Here is a 14,956-nt window from a genome sequence, read left to right on the forward strand (position 1 = left end):
CACCCGCACCACCCCCCACCGCCCCCACCCCACCGCACCCCTTCCCCGAAAGGCGGACACCGTGACGACCACGCCGGACCTCCTCACCCGGGCCAGGACCTGGCTCGCCGAGGACCCCGACCCCGAGACCCGCGACGAGCTGGCCAAGCTCATCGACGCGCAGGAACTGGACGAGCTCGCCGCCCGCTTCGCCGGCACGCTCCAGTTCGGCACCGCCGGGCTCCGGGGCGAGCTGGGCGCGGGCCCCATGCGGATGAACCGGGCCGTGGTCATCCGGGCCGCCGCCGGCCTCGCCGCGTACCTCAGGGACCAGGGGCAGGCCGGCGGTCTCGTCGTCGTCGGCTACGACGCCCGCTACAAGTCCGCCGACTTCGCCCGGGACACGGCGGCCGTGATGACGGGCGCCGGTCTGCGGGCGGCGGTGCTCCCCCGCCCCCTCCCCACCCCGGTCCTCGCGTACGCCATAAGGCACCTGGGCGCCGTCGCGGGTGTCGAGGTGACCGCCAGCCACAATCCGCCGCGCGACAACGGTTACAAGGTCTACCTCGGCGACGGCTCGCAGATCGTGCCGCCGGCCGACGGCGAGATCGCGGCCGCCATCGCGGCGGTCGGCCCGCTGGAGACCGTCCCCCGCCCCGGCGACGGCTGGGAGATCCTCGGCGACGAGGTACTGGACGCGTATCTCGCGCGTACGGACTCCGTACTCGACGCCGCGTCGCCGCGTACCGCCCGTGTCGTGTACACCGCGATGCACGGTGTCGGCACCTCCGTGCTCACCGCCGCCTTCGACCGGGCCGGCTTCCCCGCGCCGGTGCTCGTCGCGGAGCAGGCCGAGCCGGACCCCGCGTTCCCCACCGTGGCCTTCCCCAATCCGGAGGAGCCCGGCGCGATGGATCTCGCGTTCGCGACCGCGCGCCGCTCGGACCCCGACATCGTTATCGCCAACGACCCGGACGCCGACCGCTGCGCCGTCGCGGTGCCCGATCGGGCGGCGGACGGCGGCTGGCGGATGCTGCGCGGCGACGAGGTCGGCGCGCTGCTCGCCGCCCACCTCGTGCGCCGGGGCGCCTCCGGCGTGTTCGCCGAGTCGATCGTCTCGTCGTCGCTGCTCGGCCGGATCGCCGAGAAGGCGGGCCTGGGCTACGAGGAGACGCTGACGGGCTTCAAGTGGATCGCCCGCGTCGAGGGGCTGCGCTACGGGTACGAGGAGGCGCTCGGCTACTGCGTCGACCCGGACGGCGTCCGCGACAAGGACGGCATCACGGCCGCGCTGCTCGTCGCCGAGCTGGCCTCCGTACTCAAGGAACAGGGCCGCACACTCCTGGACCTGCTGGACGACCTCGCCCTGGAGCACGGCCTGCACGCGACGGACCAGCTCTCGGTCCGGGTGCAGGATCTCTCGGTCATCGCGGATGCCATGCGCCGCCTGCGGGAACAGCCCCCGACGGCTCTGGCCGGCCTGCCCGTCACCCGCGCCGAGGACCTGTCCGTCGGCACGGACCGGCTGCCGCCCACCGACGGGCTGCGCTACGGGCTGGAGGGCGCCCGGGTGATCGTCCGCCCGAGCGGCACCGAGCCCAAGCTGAAGTGCTACCTGGAGGTCGTGGTGCCCGTCGCCGCGCCCGACGGCCTCCCGGCGGCCCGCACCCGGGCCACCGAGCTGCTGACGGCCATCAAGCGGGACCTGGCCGCCGCGGCCGGCATCTGACACCCGGCGGCCGGCCGGGGTGCCCGAACGGCGCCCCGGTCCGGTACCCCGGCTCAGCCCAGCGCCCCCAGCACCACCAGCAGCACCGCGCCCACGACCGACGGGGCGATGACCTCGTACGCCCAGCGCACCGACTTCACGGGGGCGTCCGGCGCGGGCTTGTCGCCGGCGCGTTCGGAGAGCTCGCGCAGGTCCGCCACCGCCTGGTCCGCCACGGCGACCCGGGCCTTGGTGTCGCGCACGTCGGCGGTCGCGGAGGTACGGCGGTAGGGGTCGTCCAGTGCCTGCCGGGACTGCTGGCGGGCGGCCTTCTTGCGCTGCCGCAGCGACACCGGCACGGCCCAGAGCTGGTACTTCGTGCCGTCGTGGGTGAACAGCTCGCTCGAATACCCGGCCCGCACATCGGCGACGTCGGTCCAGGGCAGTGTGATCGTGCGGAACGGGTTGCGGACCCGGACGCGCTTGTCGTTGGCGAACACCACCGGGCGCAGTGTGAAGGCGACGATCAGCGGCACCACGGTCAGCAGCCCGGCGAGCGCCATCCACGGCACCCGGCCATGGCCCCGGAACGCGGCGTCGCCGCCGATCCAGCAGATGAGCACGAGCAGCAGGACACCCCCGGCCAGCCCGGCGGGCGACCGGAAGGTCCGGTCGGCGTAGGTGGGCTCGGTGGGCGGCGTGGGGCTCGTCATGAGCCCGATTGTGCCTGACGCGGCCGGGGGCCGTGAGGGGCGGCCGCCCGGTGCTCGCGCGCCGGCGCGCGACAAGCGGACGCGCCGGTGCGCGACAAGCGGACGACCTGGGCCGCTGTACAGGTCGCTACGCGCGTAGATATGCTCATGTGGTGACCATGCCCACCACCCTCCCCGCATTCGCCGACGCGACGGCGTCCGACAGTGCGCTGCGCCGCTTCCTGCACGGGCTGCCCGGCGTCGACGCCGTCGGCCTCGAAGCGCGCGCCGCTTCCCTCGGAACCCGTTCGATCAAGACGACGGCCAAGGCCTACGCCATCGACCTCGCCATCTCGATGATCGACCTGACGACGCTGGAAGGCGCGGACACCCCCGGCAAGGTCCGGGCGCTCGCCGCCAAGGCCGTCAACCCGGATCCGCTCCGCTACGCTCCGCCTCGGCTCTCCTCCGACCCCTTGGATGCCGAGCCCGACCGCATGACCCCGCGCACCGCCGCGGTCTGCGTCTACCCCGACATGGCGGCCACCGCGGTCGCCGCCCTGGCCGGCTCCGGCGTGAAGGTGGCGTCCGTGGCGACGGCCTTCCCCGCCGGACGGGCCGCGCTGGACGTCAAGCTCGCGGACGTCCGCGACGCCGTGGCGGCCGGGGCCGACGAGATCGACATGGTGATCGACCGGGGCGCCTTCCTGGCCGGGCGCTACTCGAAGGTCTACGAGGAGATCGTCGCCGTGAAGGCGGAGTGCGGGAACGCCCGCCTGAAGGTCATCTTCGAGACCGGCGAGCTGTCCACGTACGACAACATCCGGCGGGCCTCCTGGCTGGGGATGCTGGCGGGCGCGGACTTCATCAAGACCTCGACCGGCAAGGTGGCGACGAACGCCACGCCCGCGAACACCCTGCTGATGCTGGAGGCGGTGCGCGACTTCCGCGCGCAGACCGGTGTCCAGATCGGGGTGAAGCCGGCCGGCGGCATCCGTACGTCCAAGGACGCGATCAAGTTCCTCGTCCTGGTCAACGAGACCGCGGGCGAGGACTGGCTGGACAACCACTGGTTCCGTTTCGGCGCCTCCAGCCTGCTGAACGACCTGCTGATGCAGCGCCAGAAGCTCAGCACCGGCCGTTACTCCGGCCCCGATTACGTGACGGTGGACTGATACCCATGGCATCTGCATTCGAGTACGCGCCCGCGCCCGAGTCGCGGTCGGTCGTCGACATCGCCCCCTCGTACGGCCTGTTCATCGACGGTGAGTTCACCGACGCGGCCGACGGCAAGGTCTTCAAGACCGTCTCGCCGAGCAGCGAGGAGGTGCTGTCCGAGGTCGCGCGGGCCGGCGCCGATGACGTGGACCGGGCCGTGAAGGCGGCCCGCAGGGCGTTCGAGAAGTGGTCGGCGCTGCCCGGCTCCGAGCGCGCCAAGTACCTGTTCCGGATCGCCCGGATCGTCCAGGAGCGCAGCCGTGAGCTGGCCGTCCTGGAGACCCTGGACAACGGCAAGCCGATCAAGGAGACGCGCGACGCGGACCTCCCGCTGGTCGCCGCGCACTTCTTCTACTACGCGGGCTGGGCCGACAAGCTGGACCACGCGGGCTACGGCCCGGACCCGCGCCCGCTGGGCGTGGCCGGCCAGGTCATCCCGTGGAACTTCCCGCTCCTGATGCTGGCCTGGAAGATCGCCCCGGCCCTCGCCACGGGCAACACCGTGGTGCTGAAGCCCGCCGAGACGACGCCCCTGTCGGCGCTGTTCTTCGCGGACATCTGCCGCCGGGCGGGCCTGCCCAGGGGTGTCGTCAACATCCTGACGGGGTACGGCGACGCGGGCGAGGCGCTCGTCTCGCACAGCGACGTGAACAAGGTCGCCTTCACCGGCTCGACCGCCGTCGGCAAGGCCATCGCCCGCCAGGTCGCGGGGACCGACAAGAAGGTCACCCTGGAGCTGGGCGGCAAGGGCGCCAACATCGTCTTCGACGACGCCCCCATCGACCAGGCCGTCGAGGGCATCGTCACCGGCATCTTCTTCAACCAGGGCCAGGTGTGCTGCGCGGGCTCCCGGCTGCTGGTCCAGGAGTCGATCCAGGACGAGCTGCTGGACGCGCTCAAGCGGCGGCTGTCCACGCTGCGCCTCGGCGACCCGCTGGACAAGAACACCGACATCGGCGCGATCAACTCCGCGGAACAGCTGGCCCGGATCACCGCGCTCGTGGAGACCGGCGAGGCGGAGGGCGCGGACCGCTGGTCGGCCCCCTGCGAACTGCCCTCGGCGGGCTACTGGTTCGCCCCGACGCTGTTCACCAACGTCACCCAGGCGCACACGATCGCCCGCGACGAGATCTTCGGCCCGGTGCTCTCCGTACTGTCGTTCCGCACCCCGGACGAGGCGGTCGCCAAGGCCAACAACAGCCAGTACGGCCTGTCGGCGGGCATCTGGACCGAGAAGGGCTCCCGCATCCTCGCGGTGGCGAACAAGCTCCGGGCGGGTGTCGTCTGGGCCAACACGTTCAACAAGTTCGACCCGACCTCGCCGTTCGGCGGTTACAAGGAGTCGGGCTTCGGCCGCGAAGGCGGCCGCCACGGCCTGGAGGCGTACCTCGATGTCCGATAACCGTCTGAGCGTCTTCAAGACCTACAAGCTGTACGTCGGGGGCAAGTTCCCCCGCTCCGAGAGCGGCCGGGTGTACGAGGTGACGGACTCGAAGGGCAAGTGGCTGGCGAACGCGCCCCAGTCCTCCCGCAAGGACGCGCGCGACGCGGTCGTGGCCGCCCGCAAGGCGTTCGGCGGCTGGTCGGGCGCGACCGCGTACAACCGCGGCCAGATCCTCTACCGCGTCGCGGAGATGCTGGAGGGCCGCCGCGAGCAGTTCGTACGCGAGGTGGCCGAGGCGGAGGGGCTGTCGAAGTCCAAGGCGGCGGCCGTCGTGGACGCGGCGGTGGACCGCTGGGTCTGGTACGCGGGCTGGACCGACAAGATCGCCCAGGTCGTGGGCGGGGCGAACCCGGTCGCGGGTCCGTATCTCAACCTCTCGACGCCCGAGCCGTCCGGCGTGGTGACCGTCCTCGCGCCGCAGGAGTCGTCGTTCCTGGGCCTGGTCTCGGTGATCGCCCCGGTGATCGCGTCCGGTAACACGGCGGTCGTGGTGGCCTCCGCGAAGTCCCCGCTGCCCGCCCTGTCGCTGGGCGAGGTGCTGGCCACCTCGGACCTGCCGGGTGGTGTGGTCAACATCCTGTCGGGGAAGACCGCGGAGATCGCCGCCCCGCTCGCCGCCCACCAGGACGTGAACGGCATCGACCTGACGGGCGCGGACGCGGATCTGGCGAAGGAACTCCAGATCGCGGCGGCCGACAACCTGAAGCGCGTCTCCCGCCCGCACGACGGCGACGACTGGTCCGCCGACCCGGGCACGCACCGCCTGACGGCGTTCCTGGAGACCAAGACGGTCTGGCACCCGACGGGCGCCCTGGGCGTGTCGGGCTCCTCGTACTGACGTACGTGTGGGCGCGCGGCCCGTGCTCCGGAAGGTTCTCCGGGGCACGGGCCGCGCTCCGTGTCAGCCGTGCAGCGCGCCCGGTCAGCCGTGCAGCGCGCCCACGACCTGACCGACGACGGGCAGATCCTTCAGCGCGCCGCCGCTGGTCACCGGGTCGGTGACCAGCCCCGTGGACAGCGGCTTGAAGTCGGCGATCTGGGTGCCCACCACGTTGTCCAGCGGGTCGACGCCGGTACCGGCCAGCGGGTCGAGCCGCAGGTGGGTGACGGGCGCGATCCCGTTGTCGAGGGACTGGCCGAGCGCTCCGGTCACCGCGCCGCCGGCCGCCTCGGTGGCCTCCCCGAGGCTGGTGTCGGTCCCGGTCGCCTGGACGAGGGGCAGCGGCGCGGCCTGCGCCGCCGCGCCCCCCGCGCCGAGCGCGGCACCCACCGCGGTGACGGTCAGACCTGCGCGCAGCAGGGTGCGGCGCCGGTGCTTGGAAAGTGCGTGACGTGCCATGGATTTCCCACCTGATCGGGCCGAACGGACCATCGGCCGAGTAATCGAGCGAGTGCACAGCGTAGTTGAGGTGTGATGCGCGGTACCAACAAGACCACCCAGGGGTCCCCTGTGCGGGTCAATGCCTCAAACTCGTGTCCTGTGAGTTCCCAAGCGCTTTCGACCCGTGTCGTCCTGCTGGCCGGCCCCTCCGGCTCCGGCAAGTCCTCCCTCGCCGCCCGCACCGGCCTCCCGGTGCTGAGGCTGGACGACTTCTACAAGGAGGCGGGCGACCCCACGCTGCCGCTCGTCGAGGGCAGTACGGACATCGACTGGGACTCCGCGCTCTCCTGGGACGCCGAGGCCGCGGTGGCGGCGATCGCCGAACTCTGCCGCACCGGCCGGACCGACGTACCGGTCTACGACATCTCCACCAGCTCCCGCACCGGGCACGAGACCTTCCACATGGAGCGCACTCCGCTCTTCGTGGCCGAGGGGATCTTCGCCGCCGACATCATCGGACGCTGCCAGTCGCTCGGCCTGCTGGCCGACGCCCTGTGCCTGCGCGGCCGGCCCTCCACCACGTTCCGCCGCCGCCTCCTGCGCGACCTGCGCGAGGGCCGCAAGTCGGTGCCGTTCCTGCTCCGACGGGGCTGGCGTCTGATGCGCGGCGAACGCCGCATCGTGGCCCGCCAGACGGAGTTGGGCGCCCACCCCTGCGACAAACAGGAGGCGCTGGGCCGCCTGGCAGCGGCGGCAGCGGGCCACTGCCGCGCGGCGGCATCTTCAAGCCCTTCCACCGATTGAGGAGCGAGGCCCACGCTCCGGCCCCTCCGCCGATCGAGGAGCAGGGGTCGCGCTCCGGCCCCTCCGCCGATCGAGGAGCGGGGTCACCCTCCAGCCCCTCCGGCGATCGAGGAGCGGGGGCCCGGGGCGGAGCCCCCGAACGCACCGCGGGGCCGGACAGGACCCCCCGGCCCGTCCGACCCCGCAGCTTCCCCGTATCCCCGTTCCCCCGTACCCCGTTCCCCCGGGCCCCCCGACCCCGTTTTTCCCCCGTAACACCACCGCCTCCCCCGAAGCGGCAGCTCCCCCGTTCCTTCAGGCCACCAGCTCGCCGAAGGACTCCTCCTCGTCACGGCCGAAGCTGAGGACCTCGTCCTCGCGCAGCCGGCGGAGCGACCGCCAGATGCTCGACTTCACCGTGCCGACACTGATGTCGAGGATGGACGCGATCTCCGGGTCCGTGCGGCCCTCGTAGTACCGAAGGACCAGCATCGTGCGCTGGAGTTCCGGCAGTCGCGCCAGCGCCTGCCAGAGCACGGCACGCAGCTCCGTGCCGCGCATCGCGTCCGTGTCGCCCGCCGTCTCCGGCAGCTCCTCGGTCGGGTATTCGTTCAGCTTGCGCCTGCGCCAGGCGCTGATGTGGAGATTGGTCATCGTGCGGCGCAGATAACCGCCCACCGCGGCCTTGTCGCTGATCCGGTCCCACGCCCGGTACGTCGAGAACAGGGCGCTCTGGAGCAGGTCCTCGGCCTCGAACCGGTCACCGGTCAGGTGGTAGGCGGTGGCGTACAGGGAGGCGCGGCGCTCCCGGACATAGGCCGTGAACGCCGCTTCGGCGTCCTCGGACCGTGCCGGTGCCTGCCGCTCCCCCGAGCCCTCCCCGTACGAGCTTCCCCCGCTACCCGCGTCAACCACCGTCATGAATGACGTGTGCTGACGCCCGGCGCCTCGAACGCACCCCCGTCCGTTCACTGCGGCGCCGGACTTCTCGGTGCTCCGCCCGACATCGTGGAGACGCGTGACAACTGCGCTTGCGTTGATGCTGTGAGTTGCGTTCATCTCGCGCCCCCCATCGGTGGAGTCCGTCCGTCCTTGTGCCAATGAGCTTGCCGGGGCAGTTTCATGGGGGTGTCCGCCGACTGTCACAGGCCTGTCACAGGGCCCTGTGAGGGCCCGAAACCGGGCTTGTTGCTGCATGAGGGACGTATGGGGCGCGCATCAGGGGGGACCAACTGTCGAACTGGGGCGCCCCATGGGTCAGAATGACCAAGTGCCTTTCCTGTTGCTGATCGAGGACGACGACGCCATCCGCACGGCCCTCGAACTCTCGCTGTCACGCCAGGGCCACCGTGTGGCCACCGCGGCGACGGGAGAGGACGGCCTCAACCTGCTGCGTGAGCAGCGCCCCGACCTGGTCGTGCTGGATGTGATGCTGCCCGGAATCGACGGTTTCGAGGTGTGCCGGCGCATCCGGCGCACCGACCAGCTGCCGATCATCCTGCTGACCGCGCGCAGCGACGACATCGACGTCGTGGTGGGCCTCGAGTCCGGCGCCGACGACTACGTGGTCAAGCCGGTGCAGGGGCGGGTGCTCGACGCCCGTATCCGCGCGGTGCTGCGCCGCGGCGAACGGGAGTCCACCGACTCCGCGACGTTCGGGAACGTGGTGATCGACCGTTCCGCCATGACCGTCACGAAGGACGGCGAGGATCTGCAGCTCACGCCGACCGAGCTGCGCCTCCTGCTCGAACTGAGCCGCCGGCCGGGCCAGGCCCTGTCCCGGCAGCAGCTGCTGCGCCTGGTGTGGGAACACGACTACCTCGGTGACTCCCGGCTGGTGGACGCCTGTGTCCAGCGGCTGCGCGCCAAGGTGGAGGACGTACCGTCCTCACCGACCCTGATCCGTACCGTGCGGGGCGTGGGATACCGGCTGGACTCGCCGCAGTGAGCACGGCTGTGCGGCGGAGCCTGCTGGCCGGGCTCCGCTGGACCAGCCTGCGGCTGCGGCTCGTCGTCGTGTTCGCCCTGGTCGCGCTGACCGCCGCGGTGTCGGCGTCCGGGATCGCGTACTGGCTGAACCGCGAGGCCGTACTGACGCGTACGCAGGACGCGGCGCTCGGGGACTTCCGTCAGGAGATGCAGACGCGGGCGGCCTCGCTGCCGCCGCGCCCCTCCAAGGAGGACCTCCAGACGGCGGCCGTGCAGATGGCGAGCAGCAGCCCCGGCTACAGCGTGCTCCTGATCGACGAGCGCGACCCGGGCAAGCCCATCGTCGGCAACTCCGACCTGGACACCTTCACGCGCAGCAACGTACCGCCGTCGCTCCAGAAGCAGGTCGGCAAGAAGCAGCCGGTCAAGGCGGGCAACAAGTACGAGTACCACCTGTTCTGGCAGCGGACCTCGATCCGCGGTACGCCGTACCTCGTCGCCGGTACGAAGATCATCGGCGGCGGGCCGACCGGCTACATGCTCAAGTCGCTCGACCAGGAGCGCCAGGACCTCAGCTCCCTGGCCTGGTCGCTGGGGATCGCCACGGCCCTCGCGCTGGTCGGCTCGGCCCTGCTCGCCCAGGCCGCCGCGACGACCGTGCTGCGCCCGGTACAGCGGCTCGGGGACGCGGCCCGCAAGCTCGGCGAGGGCAAGCTCGACACCCGGCTCGTGGTGTCCGGCACCGATGAACTGGCCGATCTCTCCCGGACGTTCAACAAGACGGCGAGCTCCTTGGAGAAGAAGGTCGCGGACATGAGCGCGCGCGAGGAGGCCAGCCGCCGCTTCGTCGCCGACATGTCGCACGAGCTGCGCACGCCGCTCACCGCGATCACGGCCGTTGCCGAGGTGCTGGAGGAAGAGGCCGACAGCCTGGACCCGATGATCGCTCCCGCCGTGCACCTGGTGGTGAGTGAGACCCGGCGCCTCAACGACCTGGTGGAGAACCTGATGGAGGTGACCCGCTTCGACGCGGGCACCGCCCGCCTGGTCCTGGACGACGTGGACGTCGCCGACCAGGTGACCGCCTGCATCGACGCCCGCGCCTGGCTGGACGCGGTGGACCTGGACGCCGAGCGCGGCATGATGGTCCGCCTCGACCCGCGCCGGCTCGACGTGATCCTGGCCAACCTGATCGGCAACGCGCTGAAGCACGGCGGTTCGCCGGTCCGGGTCTCGGTGCGCATCGAGGGCGAGGAACTGGTCATCGAGGTCCGCGACCACGGTCCCGGCATCCCGGAGGACGTCCTGCCGCACGTCTTCGACCGCTTCTACAAGGCGAGCGCCTCCCGGCCGCGCTCCGAGGGGAGCGGGCTCGGGCTCTCCATCGCCATGGAGAACGCCCACATCCACAACGGCGACATCACCGCCAGGAACTCGCCGGACGGCGACGGCGCGATCTTCGTGCTGCGCCTGCCGCGCGACGCCGAGGCGCTGAGCCGTGACACCGAGGATCACGACGCACCGATACCGGACCACCAGGAGGACGACCCGACGTGAGGCGCAGCGAACGCCGGGGACACCGCCCCGTCGCCGCCCTGGCCGGTGCCGCACTCTGTGCCGTACTGGTCGCGGGCTGCGGCATCCGCACCACATCGGTGCCGGTCGACGCCGGAGCCGCCCCGTCCCGGGTGCCGTGCGCGCTGCACGCCGAGGACGTCGCCGCCGAGGCCGGGCGGGGCGTCCCCGTACAGATCTATCTGGTCTGCGCCTCGCAGCTGGTGACGGTGGACCGTGCGGTGCGGGTCGAGGCGGCGAAGTCGGACCGCCTTCGGATCGCCACCGAGCTGCTGACCGAACTGCGCCGCCGCCCCACCGCCGACGAGCAGCAGGCGGGCTTCTCCACCGATGTCCCCAAGGCGCTCCGGGTCTACGGGCCCGGCGCGGGCGACGCGAAGGAGGCGCTGCGGCTCAGCCAGCAGCCGGAGGACCTGCCGGCCGAGGCGCTGGCCCAGATCGTCTGCACCTTCGCGGAGAGCGAGGAGCTGGCGCCCGGGGAGACGGTGACGCTGGGTGGCCCGGGGAAGTATCCGGCACGCGGCTATCTGTGCACGGCGGAGACGAAGGCCAGCCCGAAGGCGGTACCGACGCTGGGCTCGGTCGGACTGCCGTAGGGCCGGCGCCGGCCCGGCCGGACTGCGGTACGGGCCCCTCCGCCTGGCCCGTCCGTGTGCTCCGTCCGTGTGGTCCGTCCGTGTGGTCCCTCCGCCTGGCCCATGGCCCGCGGTCCCTGGCCCTGGTCCCTGGCCCTGGCCCCTGGCCCCTGGCCCCGCATCGTGAGGCAGGTCTCCCCGGCCCGTGCGGAACCGATCCTGCCGCCGCCCGCGTCTAGGGCTTCGTGCGTCAAGGTACGGACGGCCAGGCCGTCATCCGCTTCCGCGCGGTCGGGGTGTCGCTGCTCCTCGCGCATCTGCTGCTCGTCGGGTGGCTCAGTCTGCGCCCCCTGGACGTGCCGTGGGTGACCGCCGCCAACCTCTCACCGTTCGCCGGTATCAAGGCCGATCTGTCGCTCGGCCCGGCCGTCGCGGCCCGCCGGATCGGCGCGGGGCTTCTGCTGCTGGCGCCGCTGGGCGTGCTGCTCCCGATGGCGGGCGGCCGGCTGCACGTCTCCCCGTGGTCCTCGCTGGCCCGGACGGTCGCGGCCGGTGCGCTGATCTCGCTGGCCATCGAGCTGGGGCAGACCGGGGTGCCCGGTCAGGTGGTCGACGTCGACTCGATGTTCCTGAACACGGCGGGCGTCGCGATCGCCCACGTCCTGGTCGTACCGGTGGGCCGGGCGCGGCTGCGGCGGGGCGGCCCCCGGCGGGTGCGGGAGGTGTCGCGGAGCGGTCACGAGGCCCCTCAGGGTTCGACCCCGACGATTTCCAGGGTCGGGATGGCCCCGTAGAGCGACGCTTTGCCCCGTTCGTCGCGCGACCATGGAGATACAGGGAGCAGCGCAACGGACCGCTCCCACCGCAACGGTTCGCGAAGGAGCCCATCATGGCCGCACTTGCCCGCCCCCGCGACGGACGCATGCTCGGCGGAGTGTGCGCGGCGCTGGCCCGGCGCTTCGGTACGTCCGCGAGGACCATGCGCATCATCTTCCTGGTCTCGTGCCTGCTGCCGGGACCGCAGTTCCTGCTCTACCTGGCGCTGTGGGTGCTGCTGCCCCAGGAGGAGGGGCGCTCCTCCTCGGCGGCGGGCGCCTGGTAGCCGTACCGCCTCCCCCGTACACACGCCTGTGGGCGGCCACCCGGTCGGGTGGCCGCCCACAGGCGTGCGGTGGCGCGGAGGCTCAGCTGCCGAGCGGCAGGCCGTTGGCGGAGAGGCCGCTGGTGGTCAGACCACCGGCCGGCATGCCGCCGAGGAGGCCCTTGACGGGGGTGGTGGCGTCGCCCAGAACCTTCGTCTGGCTGGTGCCGAGCAGCTGGTCGGCGGTGTCCTGGACCGGCAGCGTCGACGTGGCGTCGGCGACCGCACCGGCGACGGGCAGGACGCTGCTCGCGGCTTCGAGCGGCAGCGCGGAGGCCGAGGCGGTACCGGCGGCGGCAGCGGCGAAGGCGGCACCGAGAGCGGCGACACCGAGAGTCCTGGCAGCAGACTGCTTCATATGACATTCATCCTTGGGGAAGGGGATGTGAGCGGCTTTGCAACGTAGTCAGCCGCACCCCTTCCCCGCAAACGTCGATCACCCCGGAAAACGGCCGCCTTTCCCATTACCGGGCCGTTCTCCGTTCGGCCGCATCAGCCCGCGAGTGAGGAAGAAACGCTGGTCGCAGCCGTCTGCTCAAAAAGCCACTCGGACTTCAGCTCGGCATATCCGGGCTTGATGACGTCATTGATCATCGCCAGACGTTCATCGAAAGGAATGAATGCTGATTTCATCGCATTGACGGTGAACCACTGCATGTCGTCGAGCGTGTATCCGAATGTCTCGGTCAGCTTCTCGAATTCCTGGCTCATGCTCGTACCGCTCATCAACCGGTTGTCCGTGTTGACGGTGGCCCGGAAGTGCAGCTTGCGCAGGAGCCCGATGGGGTGCTCGGCGTACGAGGCGGCGGCCCCGGTCTGGAGGTTGGACGTCGGGCAGAGCTCCAGCGGGATGCGCTTGTCCCGTACGTACGAGGCGAGGCGGCCCAGCTTCACCGCGCCGTCCTCCGCGACCTCGATGTCGTCGATGATGCGGACCCCGTGGCCGAGCCGGTCGGCGCCGCACCACTGGATGGCCTGCCAGATCGACGGCAGCCCGAAGGCCTCGCCCGCGTGGATGGTGAAGTGGTTGTTCTCGCGCTTGAGGTACTCGAAGGCGTCCAGGTGCCGGGTGGGAGGGAACCCTGCCTCGGCGCCCGCGATATCGAAGCCGACGACGCCCTGGTCCCGGTAGCTGTTGGCCAGTTCGGCGATCTCCAGCGACCGCGCGGCGTGCCGCATCGCGGTGAGCAGGGCGCCGACCCGGATGCGGTTACCGTCCCGCCTGGCCCGCCGCTCACCCTCGCGGAAGCCCTCGTTGACGGCCTCCACGACCTCTTCGAGGGTCAGCCCGGCCTCCAGATGCTGCTCGGGGGCGTACCGCACCTCGGCGTAGACGACACCGTCGGCCGCCAGGTCCTCCGCGCACTCGGCGGCGACCCGGAACAGCGCGTCACGGGTCTGCATGACCGCGCAGGTGTGGGCGAACGTCTCCAGATACCGCTCCAGCGAACCGGAGTCGGCGGCCTCCCGGAACCAGATGCCGAGCTTGTCCGGCTCGCTCTCGGGCAGCGCGTCGTAACCGGTCGCCGCTGCGAGGTCGACGATCGTCCCGGGGCGCAGGCCACCGTCGAGGTGGTCGTGCAGAAGGACCTTGGGGGCACGCCGGATCTGATCCTGGCCGGGCACATTGAGGGTCGGGCTCATCATCCACGCACTCTAACGCCTACGCGCGTAGAGCGCGCCGGCCGATGCGTAACAGAGACCGCGAATACGGGTGGCGTACACCCTTCCTTCTGACACTGTTACGTCATGGCACAGCGCGCACTCCCCCTGCCTGCGGCAAGGCTGGGACGGGCCGTCGGAGCGGCGGCCGGAGCAACAACAACGGTCGGCGGCGTGGTCCTGCTGCTCCCGGACGGCGAGCCCCACTCCCACCGCCGCCCCTCCCCCCTCTCCTACGCCCGCCGGCTCCCGCTGGCCCGCACCCTGGCCCGCGCGGGCCGCACCGACGGCCTCGCCGCCCACGTGGTGCACTACCGCTGCCGCGGCTGGAACGCGGACGAGGCCCACCTCGCGGCGGACGCCGAGTGGGCGGTGGACGAGGCGGTACGCCGCTACGGCGACGTCCCCGTCTGCCTGGCCGGCCACGGCATGGGCGCCCGCGCGGCCCTGCGCGCCGGCGGCCACCCGGCGGTCACCGCGGTCCTGGCCCTGGCCCCCTGGCTCCCGGCCGACCCCGCGGCCGACCCCGAACCGGTCAAACACCTGGTCGGCCGCCCCGTCCTCCTCATCCACGGCACCAATGACGCACGCTGCGACCCGGAGCTGTCCTTCCGTCTCGCCGAACGCGCCAAGAAGTCCAACCGCGACACCTGCCGCTTCGAGGTCCACTCGGACGGCCACGCGCTGCGCCAGCACCGCGCGGAGATCGCGGCGCTGGCCGTCGACTTCGTACGGGGCGCCCTGTTCGGCCACGCGTACGCCCGGCCGGTGACCGACGCGCTGGCGGCCCCGCCGCCACTGGGGCTGCGGATGCCGCTGGCGGCGGGGTTCGGGGAGTCGTTGGGGGGTTAGGGCCTGTCCGGCGGATCTTCGTGGATCAGCCCGCGGCGTCTGGTGCGTGCTATCGGCGTGCGCCCGAGTCGCCCTCG

At 71.9% G+C, this 14,956-nt stretch carries 16 protein-coding genes; 11 read left to right on the forward strand and 5 right to left on the reverse strand.

Annotated elements, in window-relative coordinates:
- Nucleotides 1-61: 61 nt before the first annotated feature.
- Nucleotides 62-1,708: a phospho-sugar mutase gene (locus tag B082_RS0103480; RefSeq protein ID WP_018550427.1), complete on the forward strand. Its 1,647-nt coding sequence runs from the start codon at nucleotides 62-64 to the stop codon at nucleotides 1,706-1,708.
- A 53-nt stretch (nucleotides 1,709-1,761) separates the two neighbouring features.
- Here B082_RS0103480 and B082_RS0103485 read toward each other — a convergent pair whose 3' ends face one another.
- Complete coding sequence (locus B082_RS0103485; protein WP_018550428.1) at nucleotides 1,762-2,400, reverse strand: PH domain-containing protein; 639 nt, start codon at nucleotides 2,398-2,400, stop codon at nucleotides 1,762-1,764.
- Between the two features lie 158 nt (nucleotides 2,401-2,558).
- Here B082_RS0103485 and deoC point away from each other — a divergent pair, with 158 nt between their 5' ends.
- Genes deoC through B082_RS0103500 form a run of 3 tightly spaced genes read left to right on the forward strand, consistent with a single transcriptional unit; the run spans nucleotide 2,559 to nucleotide 5,879 of the window.
- A complete protein-coding gene (gene deoC / locus B082_RS0103490) occupies nucleotides 2,559-3,554 on the forward strand; it encodes a deoxyribose-phosphate aldolase (protein WP_018550429.1) in 996 nt (331 codons plus the stop codon).
- A 5-nt stretch (nucleotides 3,555-3,559) separates the two neighbouring features.
- Complete coding sequence (locus tag B082_RS0103495; protein ID WP_018550430.1) at nucleotides 3,560-4,999, forward strand: aldehyde dehydrogenase family protein; 1,440 nt, start codon at nucleotides 3,560-3,562, stop codon at nucleotides 4,997-4,999.
- Nucleotides 4,989-5,879, forward strand: a complete 891-nt coding sequence (locus B082_RS0103500; protein WP_018550431.1) for an aldehyde dehydrogenase family protein — start codon at nucleotides 4,989-4,991, stop codon at nucleotides 5,877-5,879. Before B082_RS0103495 ends, B082_RS0103500 begins: the two co-directional genes overlap by 11 nt.
- A gap of 84 nt (nucleotides 5,880-5,963) precedes the next feature.
- Here B082_RS0103500 and B082_RS0103505 read toward each other — a convergent pair whose 3' ends face one another.
- Entirely contained in the window at nucleotides 5,964-6,380 is a 417-nt protein-coding gene (locus tag B082_RS0103505) for a hypothetical protein (RefSeq protein WP_018550432.1), read from the reverse strand.
- A gap of 141 nt (nucleotides 6,381-6,521) precedes the next feature.
- On the opposite strand from B082_RS0103505, the gene B082_RS0103510 reads away from it, so the two are divergent.
- Nucleotides 6,522-7,166 carry a uridine kinase gene (locus B082_RS0103510; protein WP_018550433.1) on the forward strand — a complete coding sequence of 215 codons (645 nt, stop codon included), beginning with the start codon at nucleotides 6,522-6,524 and terminating at the stop codon, nucleotides 7,164-7,166.
- A 294-nt stretch (nucleotides 7,167-7,460) separates the two neighbouring features.
- Here B082_RS0103510 and B082_RS0103515 read toward each other — a convergent pair whose 3' ends face one another.
- Nucleotides 7,461-8,204: a SigE family RNA polymerase sigma factor gene (locus tag B082_RS0103515; protein ID WP_026249389.1), complete on the reverse strand. Its 744-nt coding sequence runs from the start codon at nucleotides 8,202-8,204 to the stop codon at nucleotides 7,461-7,463.
- Between the two features lie 211 nt (nucleotides 8,205-8,415).
- On the opposite strand from B082_RS0103515, the gene afsQ1 reads away from it, so the two are divergent.
- The 5 genes from afsQ1 (at nucleotide 8,416) to B082_RS0103540 (ending at nucleotide 12,326) form a co-directional block, all read left to right on the forward strand.
- Nucleotides 8,416-9,093, forward strand: coding sequence for a two-component system response regulator AfsQ1 (afsQ1, locus tag B082_RS0103520; RefSeq protein WP_026249390.1), 678 nt, complete (start codon nucleotides 8,416-8,418; stop codon nucleotides 9,091-9,093).
- On the forward strand, nucleotides 9,090-10,631 hold the full coding sequence (locus tag B082_RS0103525; RefSeq protein ID WP_026249391.1) for a sensor histidine kinase: 1,542 nt from the start codon (nucleotides 9,090-9,092) through the stop codon (nucleotides 10,629-10,631). Before afsQ1 ends, B082_RS0103525 begins: the two co-directional genes overlap by 4 nt.
- A complete protein-coding gene (locus tag B082_RS0103530; RefSeq protein WP_018550437.1) occupies nucleotides 10,628-11,245 on the forward strand; it encodes a hypothetical protein in 618 nt (205 codons plus the stop codon). Before B082_RS0103525 ends, B082_RS0103530 begins: the two co-directional genes overlap by 4 nt.
- Before the next feature lie 224 nt (nucleotides 11,246-11,469).
- Complete coding sequence (locus B082_RS0103535) at nucleotides 11,470-12,018, forward strand: VanZ family protein (RefSeq protein ID WP_018550438.1); 549 nt, start codon at nucleotides 11,470-11,472, stop codon at nucleotides 12,016-12,018.
- A gap of 95 nt (nucleotides 12,019-12,113) precedes the next feature.
- The gene (locus B082_RS0103540) at nucleotides 12,114-12,326 is read left to right on the forward strand and encodes a PspC domain-containing protein (protein ID WP_018550439.1); all 213 of its coding nucleotides are present in this window, start codon (nucleotides 12,114-12,116) and stop codon (nucleotides 12,324-12,326) included.
- Nucleotides 12,327-12,408: 82 nt separating this feature from the next.
- Here the strand turns inward: B082_RS0103540 and B082_RS0103545 are convergent, their stop codons facing one another.
- Both B082_RS0103545 and B082_RS0103550 read right to left on the reverse strand, forming a co-directional pair.
- Nucleotides 12,409-12,723, reverse strand: coding sequence for a hypothetical protein (locus B082_RS0103545; RefSeq protein ID WP_018550440.1), 315 nt, complete (start codon nucleotides 12,721-12,723; stop codon nucleotides 12,409-12,411).
- Nucleotides 12,724-12,857: 134 nt separating this feature from the next.
- The gene (locus B082_RS0103550) at nucleotides 12,858-14,012 is read right to left on the reverse strand and encodes an adenosine deaminase (RefSeq protein ID WP_026249392.1); all 1,155 of its coding nucleotides are present in this window, start codon (nucleotides 14,010-14,012) and stop codon (nucleotides 12,858-12,860) included.
- A gap of 102 nt (nucleotides 14,013-14,114) precedes the next feature.
- Here B082_RS0103550 and B082_RS0103555 point away from each other — a divergent pair, with 102 nt between their 5' ends.
- Nucleotides 14,115-14,879 (forward strand): prolyl oligopeptidase family serine peptidase, encoded by a 765-nt coding sequence (locus tag B082_RS0103555; protein WP_078622482.1) that lies wholly within the window; start codon nucleotides 14,115-14,117, stop codon nucleotides 14,877-14,879.
- Nucleotides 14,880-14,956 lie beyond the last annotated feature (77 nt).

This window comes from Streptomyces sp. ATexAB-D23, assembly GCF_000373645.1.
Classification (GTDB): domain Bacteria; phylum Actinomycetota; class Actinomycetes; order Streptomycetales; family Streptomycetaceae; genus Streptomyces; species Streptomyces castrisilvae.

Bases quoted from the DNA above. Each gene is read 5' to 3' on its own strand.
- B082_RS0103485 (WP_018550428.1), bottom strand. From the start codon at position 2,400: ATGACGAGCCCCACGCCGCCCACCGAGCCCACCTACGCCGACCGGACC.
- deoC (WP_018550429.1), top strand. From the start codon at position 2,559: ATGCCCACCACCCTCCCCGCATTCGCCGACGCGACGGCGTCCGACAGT.
- B082_RS0103495 (WP_018550430.1), top strand. From the start codon at position 3,560: ATGGCATCTGCATTCGAGTACGCGCCCGCGCCCGAGTCGCGGTCGGTC.
- B082_RS0103500 (WP_018550431.1), top strand. From the start codon at position 4,989: ATGTCCGATAACCGTCTGAGCGTCTTCAAGACCTACAAGCTGTACGTC.
- B082_RS0103505 (WP_018550432.1), bottom strand. From the start codon at position 6,380: ATGGCACGTCACGCACTTTCCAAGCACCGGCGCCGCACCCTGCTGCGC.
- B082_RS0103515 (WP_026249389.1), bottom strand. From the start codon at position 8,204: ATGAACGCAACTCACAGCATCAACGCAAGCGCAGTTGTCACGCGTCTC.
- B082_RS0103540 (WP_018550439.1), top strand. From the start codon at position 12,114: ATGGCCGCACTTGCCCGCCCCCGCGACGGACGCATGCTCGGCGGAGTG.
- B082_RS0103545 (WP_018550440.1), bottom strand. From the start codon at position 12,723: ATGAAGCAGTCTGCTGCCAGGACTCTCGGTGTCGCCGCTCTCGGTGCC.
- B082_RS0103550 (WP_026249392.1), bottom strand. From the start codon at position 14,012: ATGATGAGCCCGACCCTCAATGTGCCCGGCCAGGATCAGATCCGGCGT.
- B082_RS0103555 (WP_078622482.1), top strand. From the start codon at position 14,115: ATGGCACAGCGCGCACTCCCCCTGCCTGCGGCAAGGCTGGGACGGGCC.